The 20,915-nt window shown below is 64.8% G+C and carries 12 protein-coding genes and 2 pseudogenes; 6 read left to right on the top strand and 8 right to left on the bottom strand.

The genetic code is table 11. The annotated features are described in order from the left end of the window. Positions 1 to 9: 9 nt before the first annotated feature. The 4 genes from J0P97_RS11210 to J0P97_RS11195 all read left to right on the top strand — a co-directional run bounded on the left by J0P97_RS11210 (position 10) and on the right by J0P97_RS11195 (position 9,821). Positions 10 to 2,136 (top strand): site-specific DNA-methyltransferase, encoded by a 2,127-nt coding sequence (locus tag J0P97_RS11210; RefSeq protein ID WP_246540292.1) that lies wholly within the window; start codon positions 10 to 12, stop codon positions 2,134 to 2,136. Then, on the top strand, positions 2,133 to 4,739 hold the full coding sequence (locus J0P97_RS11205; protein WP_215487874.1) for a DEAD/DEAH box helicase: 2,607 nt from the start codon (positions 2,133 to 2,135) through the stop codon (positions 4,737 to 4,739). Before J0P97_RS11210 ends, J0P97_RS11205 begins: the two co-directional genes overlap by 4 nt. Continuing rightward, positions 4,736 to 6,901: a GmrSD restriction endonuclease domain-containing protein gene (locus J0P97_RS11200; protein ID WP_215487873.1), complete on the top strand. Its 2,166-nt coding sequence runs from the start codon at positions 4,736 to 4,738 to the stop codon at positions 6,899 to 6,901. Before J0P97_RS11205 ends, J0P97_RS11200 begins: the two co-directional genes overlap by 4 nt. Before the next feature lie 178 nt (positions 6,902 to 7,079). Continuing rightward, the gene (locus J0P97_RS11195) at positions 7,080 to 9,821 is read left to right on the top strand and encodes an AAA family ATPase (protein ID WP_215487872.1); all 2,742 of its coding nucleotides are present in this window, start codon (positions 7,080 to 7,082) and stop codon (positions 9,819 to 9,821) included. A 136-nt stretch (positions 9,822 to 9,957) separates the two neighbouring features. On the opposite strand, the gene J0P97_RS11190 is transcribed toward J0P97_RS11195, so the two are convergent. Further along, entirely contained in the window at positions 9,958 to 10,263 is a 306-nt protein-coding gene (locus tag J0P97_RS11190; protein ID WP_215487871.1) for a hypothetical protein, read from the bottom strand. Positions 10,264 to 10,860: 597 nt separating this feature from the next. On the opposite strand from J0P97_RS11190, the gene J0P97_RS11185 reads away from it, so the two are divergent. After that, on the top strand, positions 10,861 to 11,727 hold the full coding sequence (locus J0P97_RS11185; protein WP_215487870.1) for a hypothetical protein: 867 nt from the start codon (positions 10,861 to 10,863) through the stop codon (positions 11,725 to 11,727). Between the two features lie 483 nt (positions 11,728 to 12,210). Here J0P97_RS11185 and J0P97_RS11175 read toward each other — a convergent pair whose 3' ends face one another. From J0P97_RS11175 to J0P97_RS11165, 3 genes and pseudogenes are all read right to left on the bottom strand, one after another. After that, the gene (locus J0P97_RS11175; RefSeq protein ID WP_308163545.1) at positions 12,211 to 12,642 is read right to left on the bottom strand and encodes an SRPBCC family protein; all 432 of its coding nucleotides are present in this window, start codon (positions 12,640 to 12,642) and stop codon (positions 12,211 to 12,213) included. Between the two features lie 98 nt (positions 12,643 to 12,740). Further along, positions 12,741 to 13,535 (bottom strand): annotated as a pseudogene (locus J0P97_RS11170) (IS256 family transposase); the annotation flags it as partial. Positions 13,536 to 13,700: 165 nt separating this feature from the next. Beyond that, the gene (locus J0P97_RS11165) at positions 13,701 to 14,357 is read right to left on the bottom strand and encodes a response regulator (protein ID WP_215487869.1); all 657 of its coding nucleotides are present in this window, start codon (positions 14,355 to 14,357) and stop codon (positions 13,701 to 13,703) included. A gap of 248 nt (positions 14,358 to 14,605) precedes the next feature. On the opposite strand from J0P97_RS11165, the gene J0P97_RS11160 reads away from it, so the two are divergent. After that, positions 14,606 to 15,844: a sensor histidine kinase gene (locus J0P97_RS11160; RefSeq protein WP_215487868.1), complete on the top strand. Its 1,239-nt coding sequence runs from the start codon at positions 14,606 to 14,608 to the stop codon at positions 15,842 to 15,844. A 74-nt stretch (positions 15,845 to 15,918) separates the two neighbouring features. On the opposite strand, the gene J0P97_RS11155 is transcribed toward J0P97_RS11160, so the two are convergent. From J0P97_RS11155 to J0P97_RS11140, 4 genes and pseudogenes are all read right to left on the bottom strand, one after another. Next, on the bottom strand, positions 15,919 to 16,581 hold the full coding sequence (locus J0P97_RS11155; protein ID WP_196385119.1) for an ABC transporter ATP-binding protein: 663 nt from the start codon (positions 16,579 to 16,581) through the stop codon (positions 15,919 to 15,921). Positions 16,582 to 16,589: 8 nt separating this feature from the next. Beyond that, on the bottom strand, positions 16,590 to 18,749 hold the full coding sequence (locus J0P97_RS11150) for a bacteriocin-associated integral membrane family protein (RefSeq protein ID WP_215487867.1): 2,160 nt from the start codon (positions 18,747 to 18,749) through the stop codon (positions 16,590 to 16,592). Between the two features lie 87 nt (positions 18,750 to 18,836). Next, positions 18,837 to 19,133 carry a hypothetical protein gene (locus J0P97_RS11145; RefSeq protein WP_196385117.1) on the bottom strand — a complete coding sequence of 99 codons (297 nt, stop codon included), beginning with the start codon at positions 19,131 to 19,133 and terminating at the stop codon, positions 18,837 to 18,839. 269 nt (positions 19,134 to 19,402) lie between these two features. Then, positions 19,403 to 20,671: pseudogene (locus J0P97_RS11140) on the bottom strand (IS256 family transposase). Positions 20,672 to 20,915: the final 244 nt, after the last annotated feature.

Here is a 20,915-nt window from a genome sequence, read left to right as displayed (position 1 = left end):
TTGTCTCACTTGAATGACCTCATCCGTCAACTCGCGACGAAGGATGCCGCTCTCGCCCGCGACATTGAGAAGGAAGTCAAGGCGCTCGCCGACCGGCGCGCCTTCGGTCTCAACTTCGAACGGCACACGCCTGAGGCCGTCGATCTGCCCGGTCGTCGCCCGGTCAAGGGATCGAAGGTGCGCGTCCTCCCGCCACGGGGCGAGATGCCGAAGAACGAGAACGACCGCCTCTGGGAGGTCGAGGCGATCGATCGTGAGACCGATCCCCTCGTTGCCGCACTGAACGCGCTCGACGGCTCGGGCGACATCAACCGGGCTTCGGTGGAGGATCTCGTCGTCGTCGCGGAATTCAACGACCCGATCTACCCGGGGCTGGTTTCAACGGGCAAGGTCGAGCGCGGAGGCGACAAGCCGTACCACTCCGTCATCAACGCCGAGAACTATCACGCGCTGCAGGCGCTGCTGTTCACCCACCGCGGCAAGGTCGACTGCATCTACATCGACCCGCCCTACAACACCGGCGCGAAGGACTGGAAGTACAACAACGACTACGTCGAGAGCGACGACCTCTACCGCCACTCCAAGTGGCTCGCGTTTATGGAGCGCCGTTTGCTGCTCGCGAAGGAACTGCTGAACCCGGATAACTCCGTCCTCATTGTCACGATCGACGAGAAGGAGTATTTGAGGCTCGGGCTGTTGTTGGAGCAGGTATTCCCGGATGCCGTTCAGCAGATGGTCACGATTGTCATGTCGTCCTTCGGTTCTCCGCGTGCGCAAGCGCTCGATCGTGTCGACGAGTACGCGTTCTTTCTTTACTTTGGGGAGGCTTCGCCTTCGCGCGTGTTCGACGATCTTCTGGGCGCAGTGCGGGAGGAGCGCGTTGAGCCGGTTCGCTGGGAGTCTTTGCTCCGCAGTGGGAGCGGCTTCCGACGTGCTGATCGACCCAACCTCTTCTACCCCGTGTACATCAACACAGCCACCGGGGCGTTCGTCGGGTTCGGCGAGTCGAAGCCTCTGTCGGCGCCGCGAAACGCTTGGACGATACCTGAAGGATGCGGTGCGTTCTGGCCAACTCGCAAAGATGGCTCAGACGGCCGCTGGCAAGTTGGTCAAGAAACCATGTCAACTCTCTTTGAGCAGGGTTTCGCAAAGGTTGGTGGTGTCGATCTCGCGAACGGGCGGGGCTCCGTCTACTACTTGACGAAGGCTCAACGCGAAGCGACCCGGACCGGCGACATCGCCATCCTTGGTAGAGACGAGCACGGAGTCCTCGTGGTCGAACACACGGGGGCCAAGCGCACGACAGCCAAGTCGGTATGGAACCGGCCAGCTCACGCTGCCAACTTGCATGGAACATCCATGGTGAAGTCACTACTTGGCGGGCGCGCGTTTCCGTATCCGAAGTCTCTCTACGCCACAGAAGATGCCGTTCGCTTGGCCACTCTGCACAATACGAATGCAACGGTGGTCGATTTCTTCTCAGGGTCGGGTACGACAGCTCACGCCGTGATGCGACTCAATAAGCAGGACGGCGGCAAACGCCGCTCAATCTCGGTAACCAACAACGAGGTATCTGCGGAAGAACAGAAGGTGCTCTGGCAGGATAGGCTCCGCCCCGGCGACTCGGAATGGGAGAAGCACGGCATCTGCGACTACATCACGAAGCCGCGGATCGCGGCGGCGATCACGGGGAAGACACCCGACGGCGAGCCGATCAAGGGCGACTACAAGTTCACCGACGAGTTCCCGATGGCAGATGGGTTCGAGGAGAACGTCGAATTCTTCACACTGACGTACGAGTCGCCGCTGCGGGTTGAGGCGAACTACGCGTTCGGTCGCATCGCGCCGCTGCTGTGGCTGCGTGCCGGGTCGCAAGGGCGCCGCATCGACGACCTGTCCAGGGGGTGGGACGTTGCCGAGACGTACGGTGTCATCAGTGACCTCGACCACTCCGAGGAGTTCGCGCAGGCGATCGCGGCGGCGCCCGCGGCATCGGTCGCCTTCGTCATCACCGACGAAGACCGCCTGTTCGAGGCGCTGGTGCGCGAGCTGCCCGAGCATGTCGAACCCGTACGACTGTACGAGGCGTACCTCAGAACCTTCGAGATCGAGGCGCGGAGGGCGGCGGAGCGATGAAGTACACCCTGAAGGACTACCAGGCCGAAGCCGTCGACAGGGTTCTGCTCAACCTCGAGCAGGCACGCAGCATCTTCCGGCGCGACGGCGGCGAAGTCGCGTTCAGCCTCACCGCGGCAACCGGCGCTGGCAAGACCGTCATGGCAGCGGCCGCGATCGAAGCGCTGTTCTACGGCAGCGATACGTTTGAGTTCGACGCCGACCCTGGCGCCGTCGTCATCTGGTTCTCCGATAGTCCGGCGCTCAACGAGCAGAGCCGGGATCGGCTCATGCAAGCGTCCGAGAAGCTCGTTTCCGGCGACCTCGTCACGATCCGTCCGCCGTTCTCGATCCCCGAGCTCGAGAGCGGCAAGGTGTACTTCCTGAACACCCAGCGGCTCTCGAAAAACTCGCTGCTGACACGCGGGTATGTGCCGACCGCGGACGAGATCCTCGATCATGTCGCGACCCCAGACGATCTCGCCTGGAACATCTGGGAGACGATCGGCAACACGATCGCCGACGAGGAGAAGACCGTCTACCTCGTGCTCGACGAGGCGCACCGCGGGTTCGATACGAAGACCTCGAGCGATCGCAAGACGATTGTGCAGCGTCTCATCAACGGCGAAGGCTCGCAGCCGCCGATTCCGATCGTGCTCGGAATCTCGGCGACGATCGACCGGTTCGCGACCGCAATGAAGGAAGCGCAGGCGGCGGACAACCGTCGGACGCTGGATCAGGTGGCGGTGCACCCGTGGCAGGTGCAGGAGTCGGGTCTCGTCAAAGACACCGTCATGCTCGACATCCCCGACGAAGCCGGCAACTTCGACTCGGTGCTCGTGCGGCGCGCCGCCCGCAAGCTGCGTGAGACGACCGAGCGCTGGCATGCCTACTCGAAGGCGCAGGGCCTCGCCGACGTCGTCGAGCCGCTGCTCGTGCTGCAGGTGCCGAACACGCCCGAGGGCGACGACATCGGGGTCGCGCTCGACACGATCGCGGAAGAGCTGGGTGGCATCCCGGCATCCGCCGTGCGTCACGTGCTCGGCGAGCACAAGGCGCAGTCGTTCGGCAGGTGGGACATCGAGCACATCGAGCCGCAGCGTGTGCAGGAGACCTCGCGCGTGCGGGTGCTGATCGCGAAGGACGGCATCTCGACCGGCTGGGACTGCCCGCGCGCCGAGGTGCTCGTGTCGTTCCGGCCTGCGAAGGACCACACCCACATCACCCAGCTGTTGGGTCGCATGGTACGCAGCCCGCTGGCGCGGCGCGTGCCGGGCGACGAGCGACTGAACGCGGTGGACTGCATCCTGCCGTTTTTCGACCGCACGACCGCGGGCAAGATCGTGAAGTACATGACGGGGCAGATCGCCGAGGTGCCGGGCAGCGCCGGGCGCAAGGTGCTGCTCGACCCGCGCGAACTCGTGCCCAACCCGCGTGTGCCCGACGCTGTGTGGAAGGTATGGGACACGCTGCCCACGCTGAGTGTGCCCGTGAAGGGCGCCAAGCCGGTGAAGCGGCTCGTGTCGCTCGCACAGGCGCTGTCGAGCGACGGAATGCGGCGGGGTGCGCTTCGCGAGGCATCCGGTCGGCTGCACGCCGTGCTCGACTCATTCGTTGCCGAGTACGGGGCTGAAGTCGAGAAGGCGCGACAGGAAGTCTGGGACGTGCACGGTCAGACGCTCGTCGGCACGACCGGACGCACGGGTGTTTCGTACTGGCAGTTCACCGAGCGCGCAGACGCGCGGGCGATCCGGGTCGCGTTCGAGGACGCGAAGCGTGCCTTCGGTGCCGATGTTGCGCAGTCCTACGTGGATCACCTCGTGGGATCGCTTGACGACGAGTGGGACGACCAGGCGCTCACCGATGCGTACGTGACCACGTCGGCTCTCGGATACATCCCAGAGTTGCGAAAGCGGATCGACGCGGTTTCGGAGGATCTCGCCAAGGAGTGGTTCGCCGAGTACGGCGACGCGATCTCGAAGCTCAGCGATGAGCGGCAGGATCTCTACATGGAGATCTGGACTCTGGCTACGGTGCCGCAGCCCGGCAAGCTCCGCCGGCCGCGAGTTCGGCTCGAGGACTGGAAGGTTGTTGACGCGAACGAGCAGATCGCGATGGCGCCGCTTGTGAGTCGGCACCTGATGTCGGATGGAGAGGGATGGTTCCCCGTCGGGTCCCTGGGTGGGTGGGAAGACACCGTCGTTCGATCCGAACTGGAGCGGAAGAACTGCGTCGGCTGGTACCGCAATCCGGCTCGCGCTGCCGTGGACGCGCTGGGAGTGACATACCGCGATGTGTTGGGGAACTGGCGGTCGATGCACCCCGACTTCCTCTTCTTCCACGAGATCGATGGTGAGGTCGTGGCATCCATCGTCGATCCGCACGGCCACCACCTCGATGACGCCTTCGTCAAGCTCAAGGGGCTGGCCGAGTTCGCGCGCGACCATGGCGACGCCTTTCATCGCATCGAGGCTGTCGCGAACGGATCGCACGGGCCGGCGCTGCGTTCGCTCGATCTGAAGAATCCGGCGCTGCAACGCGCGATCCTCGACGGGGCTGGCGCGGTCGTCGACTATTACGACGGCGAGTTCTCGATCGCCTACGACACCGGAGCACACGCATGAAGACAGATGTCACCACGCCGCAGGGCCTCTTCAACATGCCCCAGCATCTGACCGTGCCGATTTACCAGCGGCCCTATGTCTGGAGTGAGGAGGAGCAATGGGCTCCTCTTTGGGCTGATGTGCGGCGCATTGCGGAGCACCGACTTGACAATCCCGGATCGAACGCGACCCACTTCCTCGGGGCGGTCGTCACGCAGCAAGCCGAGGCGCGACCCGTCGGCGTGCAGGAGTTTCTCATCGTCGACGGTCAGCAACGGCTTACTACGTTGCAGCTGCTCGTCGATGCCACAGCGGCGGAGATGACGGCCCGGGGCCTTGGCGATATGTCGGCGCAACTCCAATTCTTAACCCACAATGGCGCGATGTTCGTCGGCGCCGAGACGGGACTGAAACTTCGCCACAGCAATCGTGATCGAGCGGCGTTTGACGAGGTCATGCAGGCTGTGCCGCCTATCGACTACGCCAGCCTGAAGCACGGCGACTCGCTCATCGTTCGTGCACATGAGTACTTCTCACGCCAGATCGGCCCGTGGCTGGGTCAGGACGAGGCATCCACAGGGCGCGCTCAGGCACTCACGGTTGCACTGCAGAATGCGCTGCAACTCGTCGTCATCCAACTGACGGCCGAAGAGGATTCGCAGGAGATCTTCGAAACTCTGAACGCGCGTGGAACGCCGCTCACCGCAGCCGACCTCATCAAGAACTTCGTCTTCCAACGACTGAAGCTCGAGGGGGAAGACGAGCATCGGGTCTACCGTGAGTCGTGGCCGTTTGAGACAAAGTTCTGGGAAACGGAAATCAGCGTCGGTCGGTACAGCACGACCCGCAGCGCCGTCTTCCTCAGCCAATGGCTCGTCTCGCGTGTGGGAAAGGAGATCAGCCCGCGATCGACATTCGCGCGCTTCAAGTTCTTCGTCGAGCACGAGTCGAGCGCGACGATGATCGAGCTACTCGGCGAGATCGCCGCGCAGGCAGCCGACTACGAGAGCTTGACGTCGCGGGCGTCCGACGCACACGCCGATCTGTCTCGGGTCGAGCTCCATTTCGCCCGGATGGCCGTTGCGCAGGTCGAGATCACCAAACCGGTCGTGATCTGGCTGCGCGAACCGGGAAGTACGTACTCTGTGGCCACGGCGGACGCCGTTGTGGCGATGGTCGAGTCGGTGATCATCCGTCGACGCTTGCTGCGTCTGACAAGCAGTGACCTGAATCGCGTGATGAGCGAGCTGATCGCACGATGCCGGGGCGTGGACGAAGCCGACCTCATCCAAGTCGCGTCGTCGTTCCTAACTGGTCAACAAGTCGCGAGCACGTATTGGCCCGGAGATGCCGAGGTGCGAGCGGCACTGCGCACTGCAGCGTTCTACTGGCGCTATTCGCGGCCGATGGCACGGCTGTTCCTTCAGGCGATCGAGGATGCCTACCGTGGCTACGCCGGGGGCGGCTTGTCGAAGACCGGCGTGCGAGTGCCCAGAGTGACGCAGCAGATCGAACACGTATTGCCGCAATCCTGGCGCGCGCACTGGCCCGTCGATGGCCCAGTCGAGGCGGCAGAGCGCGACGATCATGTCCAGCGGCTCGGCAACCTGACGCTTCTCACCGGTTCGCTCAACGCTGCGGTTTCGAACGCGGCGTGGCTCGGTGCTGATGGCAAGCGTGACGCGCTGCGCAAGCACGAGGCGATGCTGATGAATCGTGCTCTCGTCGACGAAAACAGTTCAGGCTGGGATGAGCATCGCATCGACGCACGAACCGAACATATGGTGTCCCTGCTGCTGCAGACCTGGCCGGCGCCTGCGGGGCACGAAGGCAAGGTCGTTGATCGAACTGTACGAGTGTCTAAAGCCACAGCCAAGTACTCGGGGCTAATCGACGCCGGCCTTCTGCAGGTGGGCGCGGAACTTGTTTCCACCGATCACCGATGGCCCGACGCGCGTGCGACCGTGCTCGCTGGCGCTCGTGTGCTGCACGACGGCGTCACCTACGAATCCCCAGCCAAGGCGGCACGCGTAATTCGAGGCGGAGGAGGAAACGCTTGGTACTTCTGGCGCGTCGGAGAGAACGGCCCAATGCTCACGGAGCTACGAGATGTGTTGCTTGCCTCCGGGACCGAAGACGGAGCCACAACGCCTGAGCATCCCGCACCATCGACGACGGCATAGCGACCCACGCTAGACCGGCCGTTGACGGAGTCGCCACGGAGAATCGCAGCGATGTAAACAATACGATGCACGCAGGCATCCGTGATGGCCGGCCTCATCTAGAGGCACGTTGCTCCACTTGCCTGCATTCCCGAAAAATACCTGGATAAGTCGCAAATCACGAGCTTACCCTGGCGTCATGCGCGGGGGACTGGAGCGGTGGAAGCGGGGCGTCGATTCGCGCGGCGTCCGACAGGCGATCGCCTACGCACTCGAGGGAACCTGCGACGCACACCGAGCGCAGGCGACGGGCGTAGAGGCACTGGAGGCGTACGCCGAGGCATCCGAATCGACCGTCACCCGGTTCATCGTCGCGAGCGGCCGGATCGGGAGCGATCAGCTCACCGCCGGCGGGCTACGTGTCTGGATCATCGGACACGACCCGATCACGGGGGAGGAGCGCGGCCGCCAGCGGCGGAGCCCCGACGCCGACCTGCTCCTCGACGGGACGATCAACCATCCCAAGACCTACAGCATCGCGGCACTCCTGCACCCCGAGCTCGCGACCGAGTTCGAAGCGCTGCAGGATCGCCTCCGCGACCGCATCCTGCTGACCTGGCAGTCCGAGCTCAACGCCCGCCGCGGACACAACGGCGTCTTTCGGGAAGACGTGATGCGCATCGAAGTGGTCGAGTTGCGGCACCGCCGCTCACGCGCGCTCGACCCGCACATCCACCGCCACCTGTGGTTGAACATCAAGGTCCTCGGCGCGGACGGCAAGTGGTCGAACCTCGACTCGCGTGTCGCGATGAAGCTGCACACCGTCATCAACGCCGAAGGCGAACTCGCCGCCCGCACCGACCCGGCATGGAGGGCTGCGCTCGCGCGCCACGGGTACACACTCAACGATGCGGGCGAGATCGCCGAACTCGCCGGCGCGGTGCGTCCACTGTCGCGTCGATCGGCGCAGATCGAGTCCAACCGTGCGCGCCTGATCGCGGAATGGTCTGGCGAGCACGGAGGATCGGCGCCGAGCATCGAGACCCTGCAGCAGATCGACCGCCGCGCCTGGGCGGTGGCGCGTCCGAACAAACCCGCCGACATCGATGAGGAGTCGTGGGAGGCGACCGTCCGCGACGAGATCGCGGCGGTCGATCCGAATCTGATCGCGCCGCGCGCGGCCGTTCCCCTCGCTGCCAGCGGCTTGGATGCCGTCGAGCTCGATCTGCTCGCTGCGCAGGCCGTTGTCGACGCGGACCAACGGTCCACCTCGAGCGGTGGGAGGTTCAGCGTGTTCGACCTCCGCGCGGGCGCGGTCCGCGCACTCTCGCGCACGGGCGTTGTGGCCGCGCGTGACCGGCTCGACGGAGTCATCGCCGAGGTCACTGAGCGCGCCACCCGTGCCGTCCACCGCGTCATCGCCGATGCTCCACCCGCGCACGTGAAGGCCTTCATGGCTACCGCGACCGTGCGCGCCAAAGTGCGCCTCGCTGGCCGTCTGGACGTGATCGCCCAACCGGGGCGCTCGCTGCTGCCGCACGAGTTGCACCAGCTCGCGCACGACGAACATGTTTCGGCTCTGGATGCCTCGCAAGCCGCCGCGGCGTGCGCCATCGCCGGCACCGACGGTCTCGTAACGGTGACAGGCCCCGCCGGCACAGGCAAGACGACAATGCTCCGGGTCACATTCGCCGCGCTCGCGGGGCAGCGCCGGCGGATGCTCGTCGTTGCCCCCACGCGCAAGGCGGCGTCGGTAGCGTCTCGTGAGGTCGGGGCCGCGGCATCCAGCCTTCACGCACTTCTCCTGGACCATGGCTATCGATGGGGCCGCGATGAGGCGGGCGCGATGGTCTGGACGCGGCTTCGCCCAGGGGACGTCGACGTCGCGACGGGCGCCGTGTACGGCGGCCCGACCCGGTACCAGCTGCGCCCACGCGATCGGATCGTCGTCGACGAGGCCGGCATGGTCGACCTGCAGGCGGCGAACGTCCTCGTCGAGCTCGCGATCGAGTACGGTGTCGGCTTGGCATTCGTGGGGGACACGCATCAGGCGTTTCCGGTCGGGCACGCGGGCGCGATGGGGTCCGCGATCCGGCACGCGAACGCCGCCGTCGAGCTCGACACGGTGCATCGGTTCCGCGACCCTGACTACGCGGCGCTCACGCTACGGCTGCGGAACGCGGGCGAGCGCGAGCAGGCGATATCGGTGGCGCGCGAGCTCGCGGAGCGTGGTCACGTCGACCGGGTCGATCATCTCGACGCAGCACGCGACCAGATGATCGGGGCCTACTTCGAGTGGCATGCGCGCGGCAAGCGAGTGACGCTCGTGTCCGGCACGAATGCCGAAGCGGATGCCATCAACGACGCCATCCAGCAGCGGCGCATTGAGGAAGGCGAACTCGACTCCGGCATGGTTGCGTGGGGAATGGGGGAGCAGCGCCTCCTCGTGGGCGACACCGTTCAGACCCGCCGCAACGACCGGCGCACCGGCGTTGAGAACCGTGCACAGTGGATTGTGCGCGAGATCCGCGACGAGTCCGTCGACCTCGTGTCGGTGGGCGACAGTGGCGAGCTGGCGCGTGTGTCGGCCGACTACGCGCGCGAGCACCTGCAGCTCGCTTACGCGTCCACCGTGCATGGCGTGCAGGGTGACACGGCCGATGCGTCGGTGGTAGGTCCCGGTGTGGATGCCGCGGGGCTCTACGTCGGGCTGACCCGCGGGCGGGTGCATAACGCCGCGATCGTCGTTGCGCGGACCGATGCCGAGGCCCGCGACTGCCTCGCTGACTCGATGCAGCGTGGGACTCCCGAGTTGACGATGCAGGATGCGGTGCGCGCCGCGGCGGCCGAGTTGCGACGTGCAGCGAGGGAGCAGACGGTACAGCCGGCTGCCGGGCCGATAGTTGGAGGGCCGAGCGCGGGGCGGGGGATGGGGAGATAAAGCCGCTCGATTAGCGGGCGGTCATCGAGAGAGCTTGCGAGCGGACTATACGTGCGCCTGGGAGGGCGTATCGGCGTGGTTCGTGGACTCTCCTCAATTGCTGCCCTGAGGGACCGGCTACTGCGCGCTCGGGTGACTAGCGATCTCCTGGAGGATCGCCGATCTGGGAGGTGCTGGCTTCATCGCGCGGATAGTGCGTGATCGGGCTTCGCCCGAGTTGGATATCCGAGTATGCGTCGGATGCCGAAAGCTCGGAAGCAGCATGGCGCGGCCGCCGCCTCCGGCGGATGAACCCAATAGTGATGAGGATCGCGAGCAACACATACCCGATCAGCACGATCCACTGCGCGGCCGGCCAGTTGAACGCGACCGACGCCCACAGCAACAGGAAGCCGAACACGACAACCGCGATCACCGTGGTTCGGAGAATTGGGCGGCCCATGATGTGACCCTAATGGGGCGCCACGGACGGCGCCAGCCCGTCAAGCCGTTCGCTGAAGGACCGGCTTATGACGGTGGAGCGATGAGTCGCTGGAGCTGGAGAACGAACTCAGCGATGCGCTCTTCGCCTACCACCGAACTGAGTGGTTCCTCGAACCACTTGGTCCAGATGTCGTCGACCTGATCGGCGGAGATGCCGCCATTTCGGAGAAGGAGACTCGCCATCGGCCGTCCCTCGAGCTCGTACTCATCCGCTGGGGCTCCTCCCTCGCCACCAGGGTCGAGACCGTACGGGTCGAGCTCGTTGAGGAGTCGCACGACCTCAGCGATCCTGGTCTTCAACAACTCCTGTCGCGGACTCACACGATCATCTTGCTACACCCTCGAGCGCCGAGATCGTGTGAGCGTTGCTTCCAAGTCGAGGGCCGAGCGCTGAGGGACCGGCGTACGGTCGCTCGCGGACCAGGTCGCGCACTGTCGGCTGCGTCGCATCGACTCCTTCGTCGTCAGCCCGAATCGACGGAGACGGTTCGCGTGGGTCCTGTGCGAGCGAGCGCGCCTCACGCTCGTCCCGGTGCAGCCTCCCTAGGCTCTTGCCATGAGTGTGTGGCGTCCCTGGGATGCAGACGATAACGAGTACGAGCAGCGCTCGCTTATCCGCGAGTTGATACCAGCCTCACTTCGTGCGCCGGTTCTGGCATGGATACGAATGCAGCTTCGTCCAACAGGCGCGTACGCCCATATCGATATGAGCCGTGTCCACGACCTCCAGAGCGCACTCCAGATCGACTTCCGCTTGCAGAAGCGATACGTCGAAGCGGACGACATGCTGAGCACTATCACGCAGAAGGGCGATCAGTTCATCGCTCGCGTGGTCGATTACTTCCTGTCCTATTACACGACCGATCATTTAGGCCGGGCGCCGAGCGAAGTCGACTCGTTGAGACGCCACTTCGACAACGCTGCCTCCTCGGCCGAGATCGCGCTTCAGAACGGGGTGTTCCGCTTAAGGCGTCGCACCACCGACGGTATTGAAGAGCTCGCTGAAGCAAGCGCACAGTCCACATCCGTGCTCGCCGGCCAACATCTTCGGAAGGGCTGGGTCGAAGCCTACGCGCTCTCACCAAACACGAGTCTGGTCATGTCTGAGGCCATCAAAGCTGTTGAGGCTGCGGCGCATCCTGTGGTCAGTCCGAAAGCAACGAAGGTTCGGCTCGGCATGATCACTCAAGCCATTAAAGATCAGACTGGATGGACGCTGGCGTTCCCGAACCGTGACGATGGGCACCCTGACCATAAAGCAGTGCTCGTCGGCATGTTGGAAACGCTCATTGTCGCTCAGGCCGACCGTCATGGCGGCGCATCGCCGTCCGTACTGGAAGCGCAGGGTCACGTCCAACTGGCGTCGATTCTGGTGCAGTGGTTCTCGACTGGCGTCGTCAGACGCGACACAACCTCGACGTGACGCGTCCCGAGAGCGACGCACCCGTCACCCAGCCACAGCGTGCAGCGCGCAAGAAGTTCACTCAGGGCCGCATGGCGCGGGCATATTTGATGAGCGCGTGACCTGCATCCGTCGACTCGATTGTGGGCGCAAAACGAATCGACCCCATGGGGTAGTGAACTTCTGGTTCGGTCGCGGCATCACCCTCCCGGGTCGATAACCGAGCTGTCATCTCGCGACCGCTGACGGCCCCTCAACGGGCAGTGCGCGGAAAGGGATCCCCGAACGTGACGACCAGATCGCGCACCGCCGGAAGAAGCCCGGCCGCCCGATCGACTTCGGCGACCAGCAGCGCGAGCGCTATAAGGGACGCAACGTCGTCGAGCGGTGCTTCAACAAGCTCAAACAATGGCGCGGGATCGCCACCCGGTCAGACAAGCTCGCCCGGAACTACCACGCCGGTCTCTGCCTCGCCGCAACCCTCCACTGGCTCAGCAGCAGCGATCACTGAGCATCGACGTCGACTGCTTCGCCCTCGCTCATACGCTTCAATCGCGCCAAGTGGTAACGCCACCCCTCATCGTGTCCCGCACGCAACGAGTACGGGGTCCGAGCGCGGGAGAATCCTGACTCGGTGAGCGTGACCAAGGTCGTCTGTCCGTGCGTGGCGAGCTCGATCACAACGTCGAGAGGGTGATCCCAGCCCTGCTCGGTCCAACTGAATCCGAGAACGTGCGGCTCGTCGCATCGCGTGACGCTCCCCGTCGCGCTTACGTGACGGCCTTCCTCGATCCAGGTTTCGACAAGCGGAGAGCCGACAGCGGCATCGAAACGCATCTCAGGCCACCATGCGCCTCGCGCAGTCGTCAGGAATCGCCAGACAACCTCGACGGAGGCATCAACGTCCGCCACCACCGTCACGGAATCACGAAGCACACAACCAAGCTATCGCCCCGGCAGGAGCCTTTAGCAACACGCCCGGTCAAGTCCCGTGGCGTGGTGTCATTCCGTTGTTCCCTGTGGGTGGGTGGTGGTCAGGCGGTGAGGTAGAGCTCGGGGCGGGCGGGTTCTGTGTGTTCGTGCAGGGTGTGGACGAGTTTGCGCATCGAGATGTCGGAGAAGTAGCGGCGTTCGCCGTAGGACCATTACTCGTGTTGTTCCTGGAGGACCGCGCCGATCAGGCGGGTCACGGAGTCGCGGTCGGGGAAGATCTGGACGACGTCGGCGCGGCGTTTGATCTCGCGGTTGAGGCGCTCGATGGGGTTGTTGGACCAGACCTTCTGCCAGTGCTCCCGGGGCAGCGGGGCGAACCCGGTGAGGTCCGGCTCGGCGGCCTCGAGCATGGCGGTGATCTCGGGGAACGAGCCGCGCAGACTGTCGGTGACCTGGTGATACTGCGCGATCACCGCTTCGGGGGTGGTCTGCGCGAAGATCGTGGAGATCATCGCGTTGACCGGCTTGGAGCGTGCTGAGCCGAGCTTCTGGGTCACGTTGCGCGCGAAATGCACTCGGCATCGTTGCCACCCCGAGCCGGGCAGGATCGCTTTCACCGCGGCCTTGATGCCGGCGTGCGCGTCGGACGTGACCAGGGCAACCCCGAGCGGGTCGGCGTCGGTGGCGACCTTCAGGCCGCGGTCGCGGAGGCTGCGGAGGAACTCGGTCCAGAAGTCGGTGGTCTCCGCGTCACCGAGCGCCATCCCGAGGATCTCCCGCCTGCCCTCGCCGCTCACGCCGGTGGCGACGACGAGGGCCTGCGAGGCGACCCGGCCGCGGTGGCGGACGTCGAGGTAGGTCGCGTCGAGGAACAGGTACGGGAACCAAGTCCGCTCCGCCGTGTGCGAAGGACGTCCGCTTGCGGGACATCGTCGCAGACGGTAGGACGCTGGGCTGATTCCGGGGTCACGAGGCGGTAACGACATGGCAGGAAAGCTACGACCGGGCGGAGACATCGCGATCGGGGCTTGATCCGCTGCTGCGAAGACAGCAGCTCGGACTCACCCGAGGTGGATCATCCCGATCTCGGCAGCGCGGATGAGGATCTGTGTACGATCTCGAACACTCCACTTGCGCGCGACGCTCCCTAGGTGCGACTTCACGGTCGCCTCGGAGATGTTGATCGCGCGGGCGATCTCTGCGTTCGACATCCCCCGGGCAAGATATGCGACAGCTTCGGCCTCACGGGGCGTCAGAACTTCAGGACCCAACGCCTCCGGTTGTGGACGTGAAGACCGGCGAAGCGACGAGACGAGGAGGCTCGCAACACGAGGCTCGAGTACGGTGGTGCCGGTCACAACCCCTCTGATCGCCTGCAAGAGTTCCGCGCGCGTAGCGCCTTTCAGCAGGTACCCGGACGCGCCCGCCCGCAATGCCGGCACGATAGCGTCCAAAGCGGCGAAAGCCGTCATGACAAGAACCCTCGCCGACGGCCAGCGTCGGGTGATCTCGGCAGTGGCTTGGACGCCGTTCACACCTGGCATCTGCAGGTCCATCAGCACCACATCGACCGCATCGAGCTGCATCGCACAGATCGCGGCGCCCCCGTCCTCGGCCTCCCCGATGACGGTGAAGGAAGGCGGATGATGGATGAGCGTTCGCAGCCCGATGCGCATCACCGGGTCGTCATCGACGATGAGAACCCGGACACCCGTCATAGCTGGATTTTACGAGAGTCCGGGTACACGGCGTTCCTACCTAGACGAAAGTAGGAGTCTCGTTTCCCCGTACGGCCCTTGAGTGAAAGCGTCATGTCGTCGGAATCGAGAAACGTCGTGAAGAGAAAGACGACGTGAAGAGGGGAATCGATACATGCTCGGATTCATTCTGCTACGGGTCGCCCACACGGTGCAGGTCCTCGATCCCTGGTGGTGCCAGATCGTGCGCACGTGCGGGTAAGTGGAAGGTGGCCGGGCCGCCGGCCCGGCCACACACCAAGTTGACAGATCAATCCGTCGTCGGGTCTGCTGGAGCGATGTCACTCAAGGCAGCGCGCAGGCGGAGGCACCAACGTCCGCCCACGTCGTGGCGGACGCAGACCCCGCTGTCCGCACCGGAGTGGTGGGTTGTTTTCGCGCTGGCTGGCATTGGGGTGATCGCCGGCCCGATCTTGGACCTGACACAGCCGGCCCCCGACTCGCTCTCGGCCGTGATCGATGCCGTGTTCTGCGTCGCTTTCGTTGTCGCGGCCCGATGGCCCTGGGCGGGTCTGCTGGTGTACGCGGTCGCGCTGGCGGTGTCTTTCCCGTACCACGAGCAAGCGGTCGTCCTGTCAGCGATCGCGCTCTCCGCGTGCGTCATCGTTCGCGTGGGCAGCATCCGTACCATCGCCGGGCTCGTCGCGCTCATCGCGGGAGGTGTGGCAACCGTCGCGGCCACCGCGCAGTCGACATACGGCCTGAATGTTCTCGTCGGGGTCCCGTTCGTCGCGTTGATCAGCAGCGTCATCGGCGCGAGCCTCCGAATCGCTCTCGGACGGGCGCGGACGCTGACCGCAGAACTGCAGCGCCGGATCCAGACGGAACAGGAGATTCGCGCCGAGGAACGACAGCTCATCAGCGACGAGCTCCATGATGACATCGCGCACGATCTCACCGTGATCTCGACCTACATCAGCGTGCTCGAACAGGACCAGGAGGAGGGAATCGACCCGGCGACCCGAGCCCTTGCGATGTCCGTGCTCGGCGACACCACCCGCAAAGTCCTCGACGACATCCGCCTCATCATGCAGCAGGGAACCGCGATCGACGAGCAGCCCATGCGTGCTCTGACGGCCGCTTTCGACGACGCCCGTCGCGAACTGGCGACCGCGAACCTCCGTGTCGAGGTCGAAGGCGATCCGGGGGACGAACGGGTGGGTCGCTTGGTGTCGGCCACCCTCTCACGGACCCTCCGGGAGGCCGTGACCAACGTCCTCAAACACCATGGGCAGAGCCCGATCCGCATCGGTCTGTCCGTCGTCGACGACATCGTCTGCTTCGACGTAACCAATACCCTTCCGGACGTGCAGACGCCGACCGAGCCGGGTTTCGGCACCATCCGGATCTCCGAGCGCATCACGCGCCTCGGGGGCAGTTGCGTCATCGGGCCGGACGGCGATTCCTGGGTAGTCTCGATACGGATCCCCCGCCACAGCCAGCTGTGAGCACGCCAGCGCTCAGGGCGCCAGCAGCAGGCTGGCTCCAGGCGCTCTCCAGGAAACGAGTGGGCGCTCCGCGGCTACTGGGCCGTTCTCGCTGAAGGCAGGGTGAAGACGCGGTCGCATCGCGCCGCCACCCGGTGATCGTGCGTCACCACGACGAGCGACTTGCCATACTCTTTCTGCAGGGCAAGCATCTCCGTCACCGCGACATCGGCCAAGGCGTCGTCGAGAGCGCCGGTGGGCTCATCGGCGAGGATCAGCTCTCCCGGCTTGAGCAGGCATCGCGCGAGCGCGGCGCGCTGCCTCTCACCCCCGGAAAGGGTCATGACCTTGTCGTACACCACGTCGTCCAACCCGAGTCGTGCGAGCAGCTCGATGATCTGCTTCTTCTTCGCCGGCTTGCTCCGTTTCACGCTGTGCATCCCGATCAGGACGTTCTGCAGCGCGGTCGCAGAGTTGATGAGCGCAAACGACTGGAAGAGGTAGTTGATCCGGTCCCGACGCAACGCGCTGGCCGCATGGCTGTTGATGCGCGGCAGCCGCTTCCCTCCGACAAGGATGGCGCCCGAGGTTGGGCTCTCCAGCAGCCCGACGATGTTCAGCAGCGTCGACTTCCCCGAGCCGGAAGGTCCCACGATCGCCACGGATTCTCCCTGTGACACCTCCAGGTTCACCTGATCGAGGATGGTGCGGGAACCGTACGCTTTGGTGAGGTTCTCGACAGTGAGCAGAGCAGTCAAGACGACTCCTATTCTTTGAGCGCGGAGCTCAGTTGCAGGCGCGAGTACCGCCGGATGAGGAACGTGACGAGCGCGAGCTGGATCGCGAGCAGGATGATGCTGCCCAGGATCGCGCTCTTGGATTGCAGCAGGCTCGCCACGACCACGGCGACCGTACCTGTCACGGTGATCACGACGAGTGCCGGCGCGAAGAGCCGGATCAGCGGGTAGCCGAGCATGCGTTTCACCACGAGTGACTCTCGGTAGGTGTTCGAGAAGAGCCGCAGAAGGGCAACGAGCGCCACAGCTACGAGGAGGAACAGGAAGACGATCACGCCACCGAACAGTTGCAGAGTGCCTTGGATGGTCTTGGTGAGGCCCGCGGTGAACTCGCTGACCGGAAGGAATTCGACCTTGTTGTCGTCGAGATGGTACGTGGCGAGATACTGATTGCTGGTGTACTCGTGCGCCGCTGCCGTGCTCAGCTTGATGTAGCTGTTCTCCAGTCCCACCGCGTACAGGCTCTCGCTTTCAAAGGGGATCATGTTCGCGGGGGTGCTGATGAGGATCACCGGATCGGCGACGGTCTGCGGCTGGGACGGTTCCGTCGTCCATGAGAACAGCGGAGTGTTCGGGGCGTAGTCCTCGAACACGACCGTCTCATGGTCGAAGTACGTGGTGCGGATCGACGGCGCGTATTTCGGGTGGCTGTCTTCTGTCAGCCATCCCTGCATCGAGGTCTTCGCCGTGCCTGTCCAGGTATCGGGCAGGAGGAAGACCCGTTCGCCCCGCTCGGCACGGGCCAGAGCTTCTGGGCTGATGTGGAATCCTTGTGCGGCGAGGGAGCTGGGCGAGGCGGCGATGTACCAGAACGGCTGCTCTGGCACGGACTTGTACACCCCGGACCACTGGTCCAGTGTCTGCTGGCCGTAGTACGCGGTGTGGGTGAGGCTGACGCCGGGCTTGTCCGCGATCGAGCTGTACCAGTCGTAGAAGTCCTTCGCCAGCTGGGTGGACTGCCCGCCGATGCTGGCGTCGTCGTTTCCGGGGCTCAGCTGATAGAGGATCTGCTGGTTCTCCACGGCCGACCAGGTGCGGCTGACGTCCGCGAGCTTGCCGGCCTCCTTGATGGGACCATCGATGTAGACGAGCATGAACGCGAACCCGGCGATTGCAGCTACGTAGAGACCGCCGAGTGTCCACAGTAGAACCCTCTTTGAATAGCGTCCGAGGATCGCGTTGACCGGCTTGGTCGAGGTGATCACGAAGACCGCGACGGCGACACATGCCAGCACGGGTACTGCCCCCGCGACGGCGCAACTCCATGCCGCCGCCAAGAGGGTCGCGTTGAGCTGATAGCCCTGCGCCAGCCCAACGGTGAGAAGCATCGACAGTACTGCCGCCCCCACCGCGGTCAGAAGCACGGGTCGGAACATCCTGATCGCGAAACCCCATGTGGACCGTCCGAGCAGCAGGTGCACGCCAAGGACGGGAAACGAGCGCAGAGCCTCAACCACGAGAACGAGGAGAAGCAGTATCACCGCTGCGATCACGCAGCCGAGCAAGATCACGGGGAGCAGTCCACTGTCGGTGGCCTGCCCATGCAGCGGGGCAAGCATGCTCTGCGCCGACTGGCCTGTGACAGCGGCGAGCGAGGTCAGTAACTCGTTCGCCTGGGCAGCGTCTGCGCCGACGACACGATACGTGCCGTTGATCGTTCCCGAGGTGTCGATCAGGTGCGACAGATGCACGACGGAAAGCCGAGGGGCGAACGCGAGCTCGGGGATCGTGGCGATCGCGTCCCTCGCGTTCGCATCCAAGCCCACGGACTTCGAGGGATCGCTCGTGAGGAGCTTCGAGATCGTCATGGCGTCGAACAATGGGGTGCCGAGGAATCGCAGATCCAGCGCGGCGGGCGGCGTGCGAGGGTTCGCAAGCACTCCGACCCGTAGAGCGCTCAGGCCTCCATCGACCTTGGACGTCTGATGGTCGACTCGGACGACCGCCCGTCCATCTGCATCGGCGAATCGGCCGAGTGCGGACAGGACGCCGGCTGAATGGTCTTCGGAAACGCCGTACAGGTAGATCGCCGTCGAGTTTGCCGGAAATCGGTCGACTTCCTGCTGCAGCCCGACACCCTGGTTCAACACGAACAACACGCTCGCCGTCGCCCCGATCAGGACGACCAAGACCGAACTAACGAGTCTTGACCAGAAGGACATGAGCATCACCGTGGCTCCTTCTCTGAGGGTGACAGAATGCCACCCCGATGTTCGTCAGCCGCGCGCGTTCCAGTAGGCGGTGGCCTGACCCGTCCCGACGAACTCGATGGCGTGGGCAGCCGTACCCGGCTTCTCCCATCCAGAGAACGTCGTGTTTGCGGTGGTGCTGTGGTCGTAGACGCCCGACTGGACGGTCGACTCGCTGTAGACCCCCCAGCTGCGCCCGTGGTCGAAGCTGAGCGCGGAGCCTTTGTAGTACACCGTCTCGGCCTGTGCGACGGCGGCCGTTCCCCCCACGAGGGCGCCGGCCAGCAGTACGGCCGAGATGCCCTTCTTGATGATTGCGTTCATTTCACTACTTCCTTTCATGTTGTCCACGGTGACGCTCATGCGCAGGTCAGAATTCCAATGCTGAGCAGAGCCGGTCAACGCCGACTGCGACCTTTGGTGGAGGGCGGCCCCATCAGCCCCAGTGTCAGCGTCCGCCTCGTATCGAACAGCTCCCGGCTGAGTGTGTTCTGCTGCCAGATCACTGCCAGGACGCGCAGCAGCAACAGCTGCAGAACGGTCAAGTCCCGTGGCGTGGTGTCATTCCGTTGTTCCCTGTGGGTGGGTGGTGGTCAGGCGGTGAGGTAGAGCTCGGGGCGGGCGGGTTCTGTGTGTTCGTGCAGGGTGTGGACGAGTTTGCGCATCGAGATGTCGGAGAAGTAGCGGCGTTCGCCGTAGGACCATTACTCGTGTTGTTCCTGGAGGACCGCGCCGATCAGGCGGGTCACGGAGTCGCGGTCGGGGAAGATCTGGACGACGTCGGCGCGGCGTTTGATCTCGCGGTTGAGGCGCTCGATGGGGTTGTTGGACCAGACCTTCTGCCAGTGCTCCCGGGGCAGCGGGGCGAACCCGGTGAGGTCCGGCTCGGCGGCCTCGAGCATGGCGGTGATCTCGGGGAACGAGCCGCGCAGACTGTCGGTGACCTGGTGATACTGCGCGATCACCGCTTCGGGGGTGGTCTGCGCGAAGATCGTGGAGATCATCGCGTTGACCGGCTTGGAGCGTGCTGAGCCGAGCTTCTGGGTCACGTTGCGCGCGAAATGCACTCGGCATCGTTGCCACCCCGAGCCGGGCAGGATCGCTTTCACCGCGGCCTTGATGCCGGCGTGCGCGTCGGACGTGACCAGGGCAACCCCGAGCGGGTCGGCGTCGGTGGCGACCTTCAGGCCGCGGTCGCGGAGGCTGCGGAGGAACTCGGTCCAGAAGTCGGTGGTCTCCGCGTCACCGAGCGCCATCCCGAGGATCTCCCGCCTGCCCTCGCCGCTCACGCCGGTGGCGACGACGAGGGCCTGCGAGGCGACCCGGCCGCGGTGGCGGACGTCGAGGTAGGTCGCGTCGAGGAACAGGTACGGGAACCAAGTGTGATCGATCCGGCGGGAAAGGAACTCCTGCACCGCCTCGTCGATCTCACCGCAGATCCGCGACACCGTCGACCGGCTGATGCCGGTGTCGTTGCCGAGCGCCCGCACCAGCTGATCGACCTTGCGGGTCGAGACGCCGTCGATCCAGGCCTGACAGATCACCGCGTAGAGCGCCTTGTCGACCCGGCGGCGCGGGCTCAGCAGCGAGGGGAAGAACGACCCCTCCCGCAGCTTCGGGATCTGAAGGTCCACCTCCCCGGCCGGGGTCGCGAGGGTCTTCGGCCGGGTGCCGTTACGGCGGGTGGTCCGCTCCGGGGTGCGCTCGTAACGGGCCGCGCCGATCTTCACGGTCGCTTCCGCGTTGATCAGGTCTTGCAGGCCGGCCTGCAGCATTCGCCGGAACACGTCCGAGTGGGCCAGGTCGGGGTCGGCGAGGACTTCGCCGATCAGGGTCGTCAGGGCAGACTGGTTGTGGGTCATCGTGGGATCACTCTTCTTGCTTCTTGGCGGAAACAACTGGTCATCCCACGATGGCCCTTCACCGTCTACGACGACGAGAACCCCGCGGGAATTGACACCACGCTATTGGACTCACCCACACGCCCTGATATGGGCGTGGGTTTGTCAAGTGTGCAGGGGTGAGCGGACGCCGTGCCCGTCGGCTTCGGCGTCCGCTCGTTCCGGTCGTGTCCGGTGGTGGCGCGCGTGTCGTGTTCGACGCGTT

The sequence above is a fragment of the Microbacterium flavum genome (assembly GCF_018717645.1).
Classification (GTDB): domain Bacteria; phylum Actinomycetota; class Actinomycetes; order Actinomycetales; family Microbacteriaceae; genus Microbacterium; species Microbacterium flavum.
The sequence above is the reverse complement of the archived record's forward strand: the minus strand, read 5'-3'. Positions and strand labels throughout refer to the sequence as shown.

Bases quoted from the DNA above. Each gene is read 5' to 3' on its own strand.
- J0P97_RS11145 (WP_196385117.1), bottom strand. From the start codon at position 19,133: ATGAACGCAATCATCAAGAAGGGCATCTCGGCCGTACTGCTGGCCGGC.
- J0P97_RS11190 (WP_215487871.1), bottom strand. From the start codon at position 10,263: ATGGGCCGCCCAATTCTCCGAACCACGGTGATCGCGGTTGTCGTGTTC.
- J0P97_RS11195 (WP_215487872.1), top strand. From the start codon at position 7,080: ATGCGCGGGGGACTGGAGCGGTGGAAGCGGGGCGTCGATTCGCGCGGC.
- J0P97_RS11205 (WP_215487874.1), top strand. From the start codon at position 2,133: ATGAAGTACACCCTGAAGGACTACCAGGCCGAAGCCGTCGACAGGGTT.
- J0P97_RS11165 (WP_215487869.1), bottom strand. From the start codon at position 14,357: ATGACGGGTGTCCGGGTTCTCATCGTCGATGACGACCCGGTGATGCGC.
- J0P97_RS11185 (WP_215487870.1), top strand. From the start codon at position 10,861: ATGAGTGTGTGGCGTCCCTGGGATGCAGACGATAACGAGTACGAGCAG.
- J0P97_RS11200 (WP_215487873.1), top strand. From the start codon at position 4,736: ATGAAGACAGATGTCACCACGCCGCAGGGCCTCTTCAACATGCCCCAG.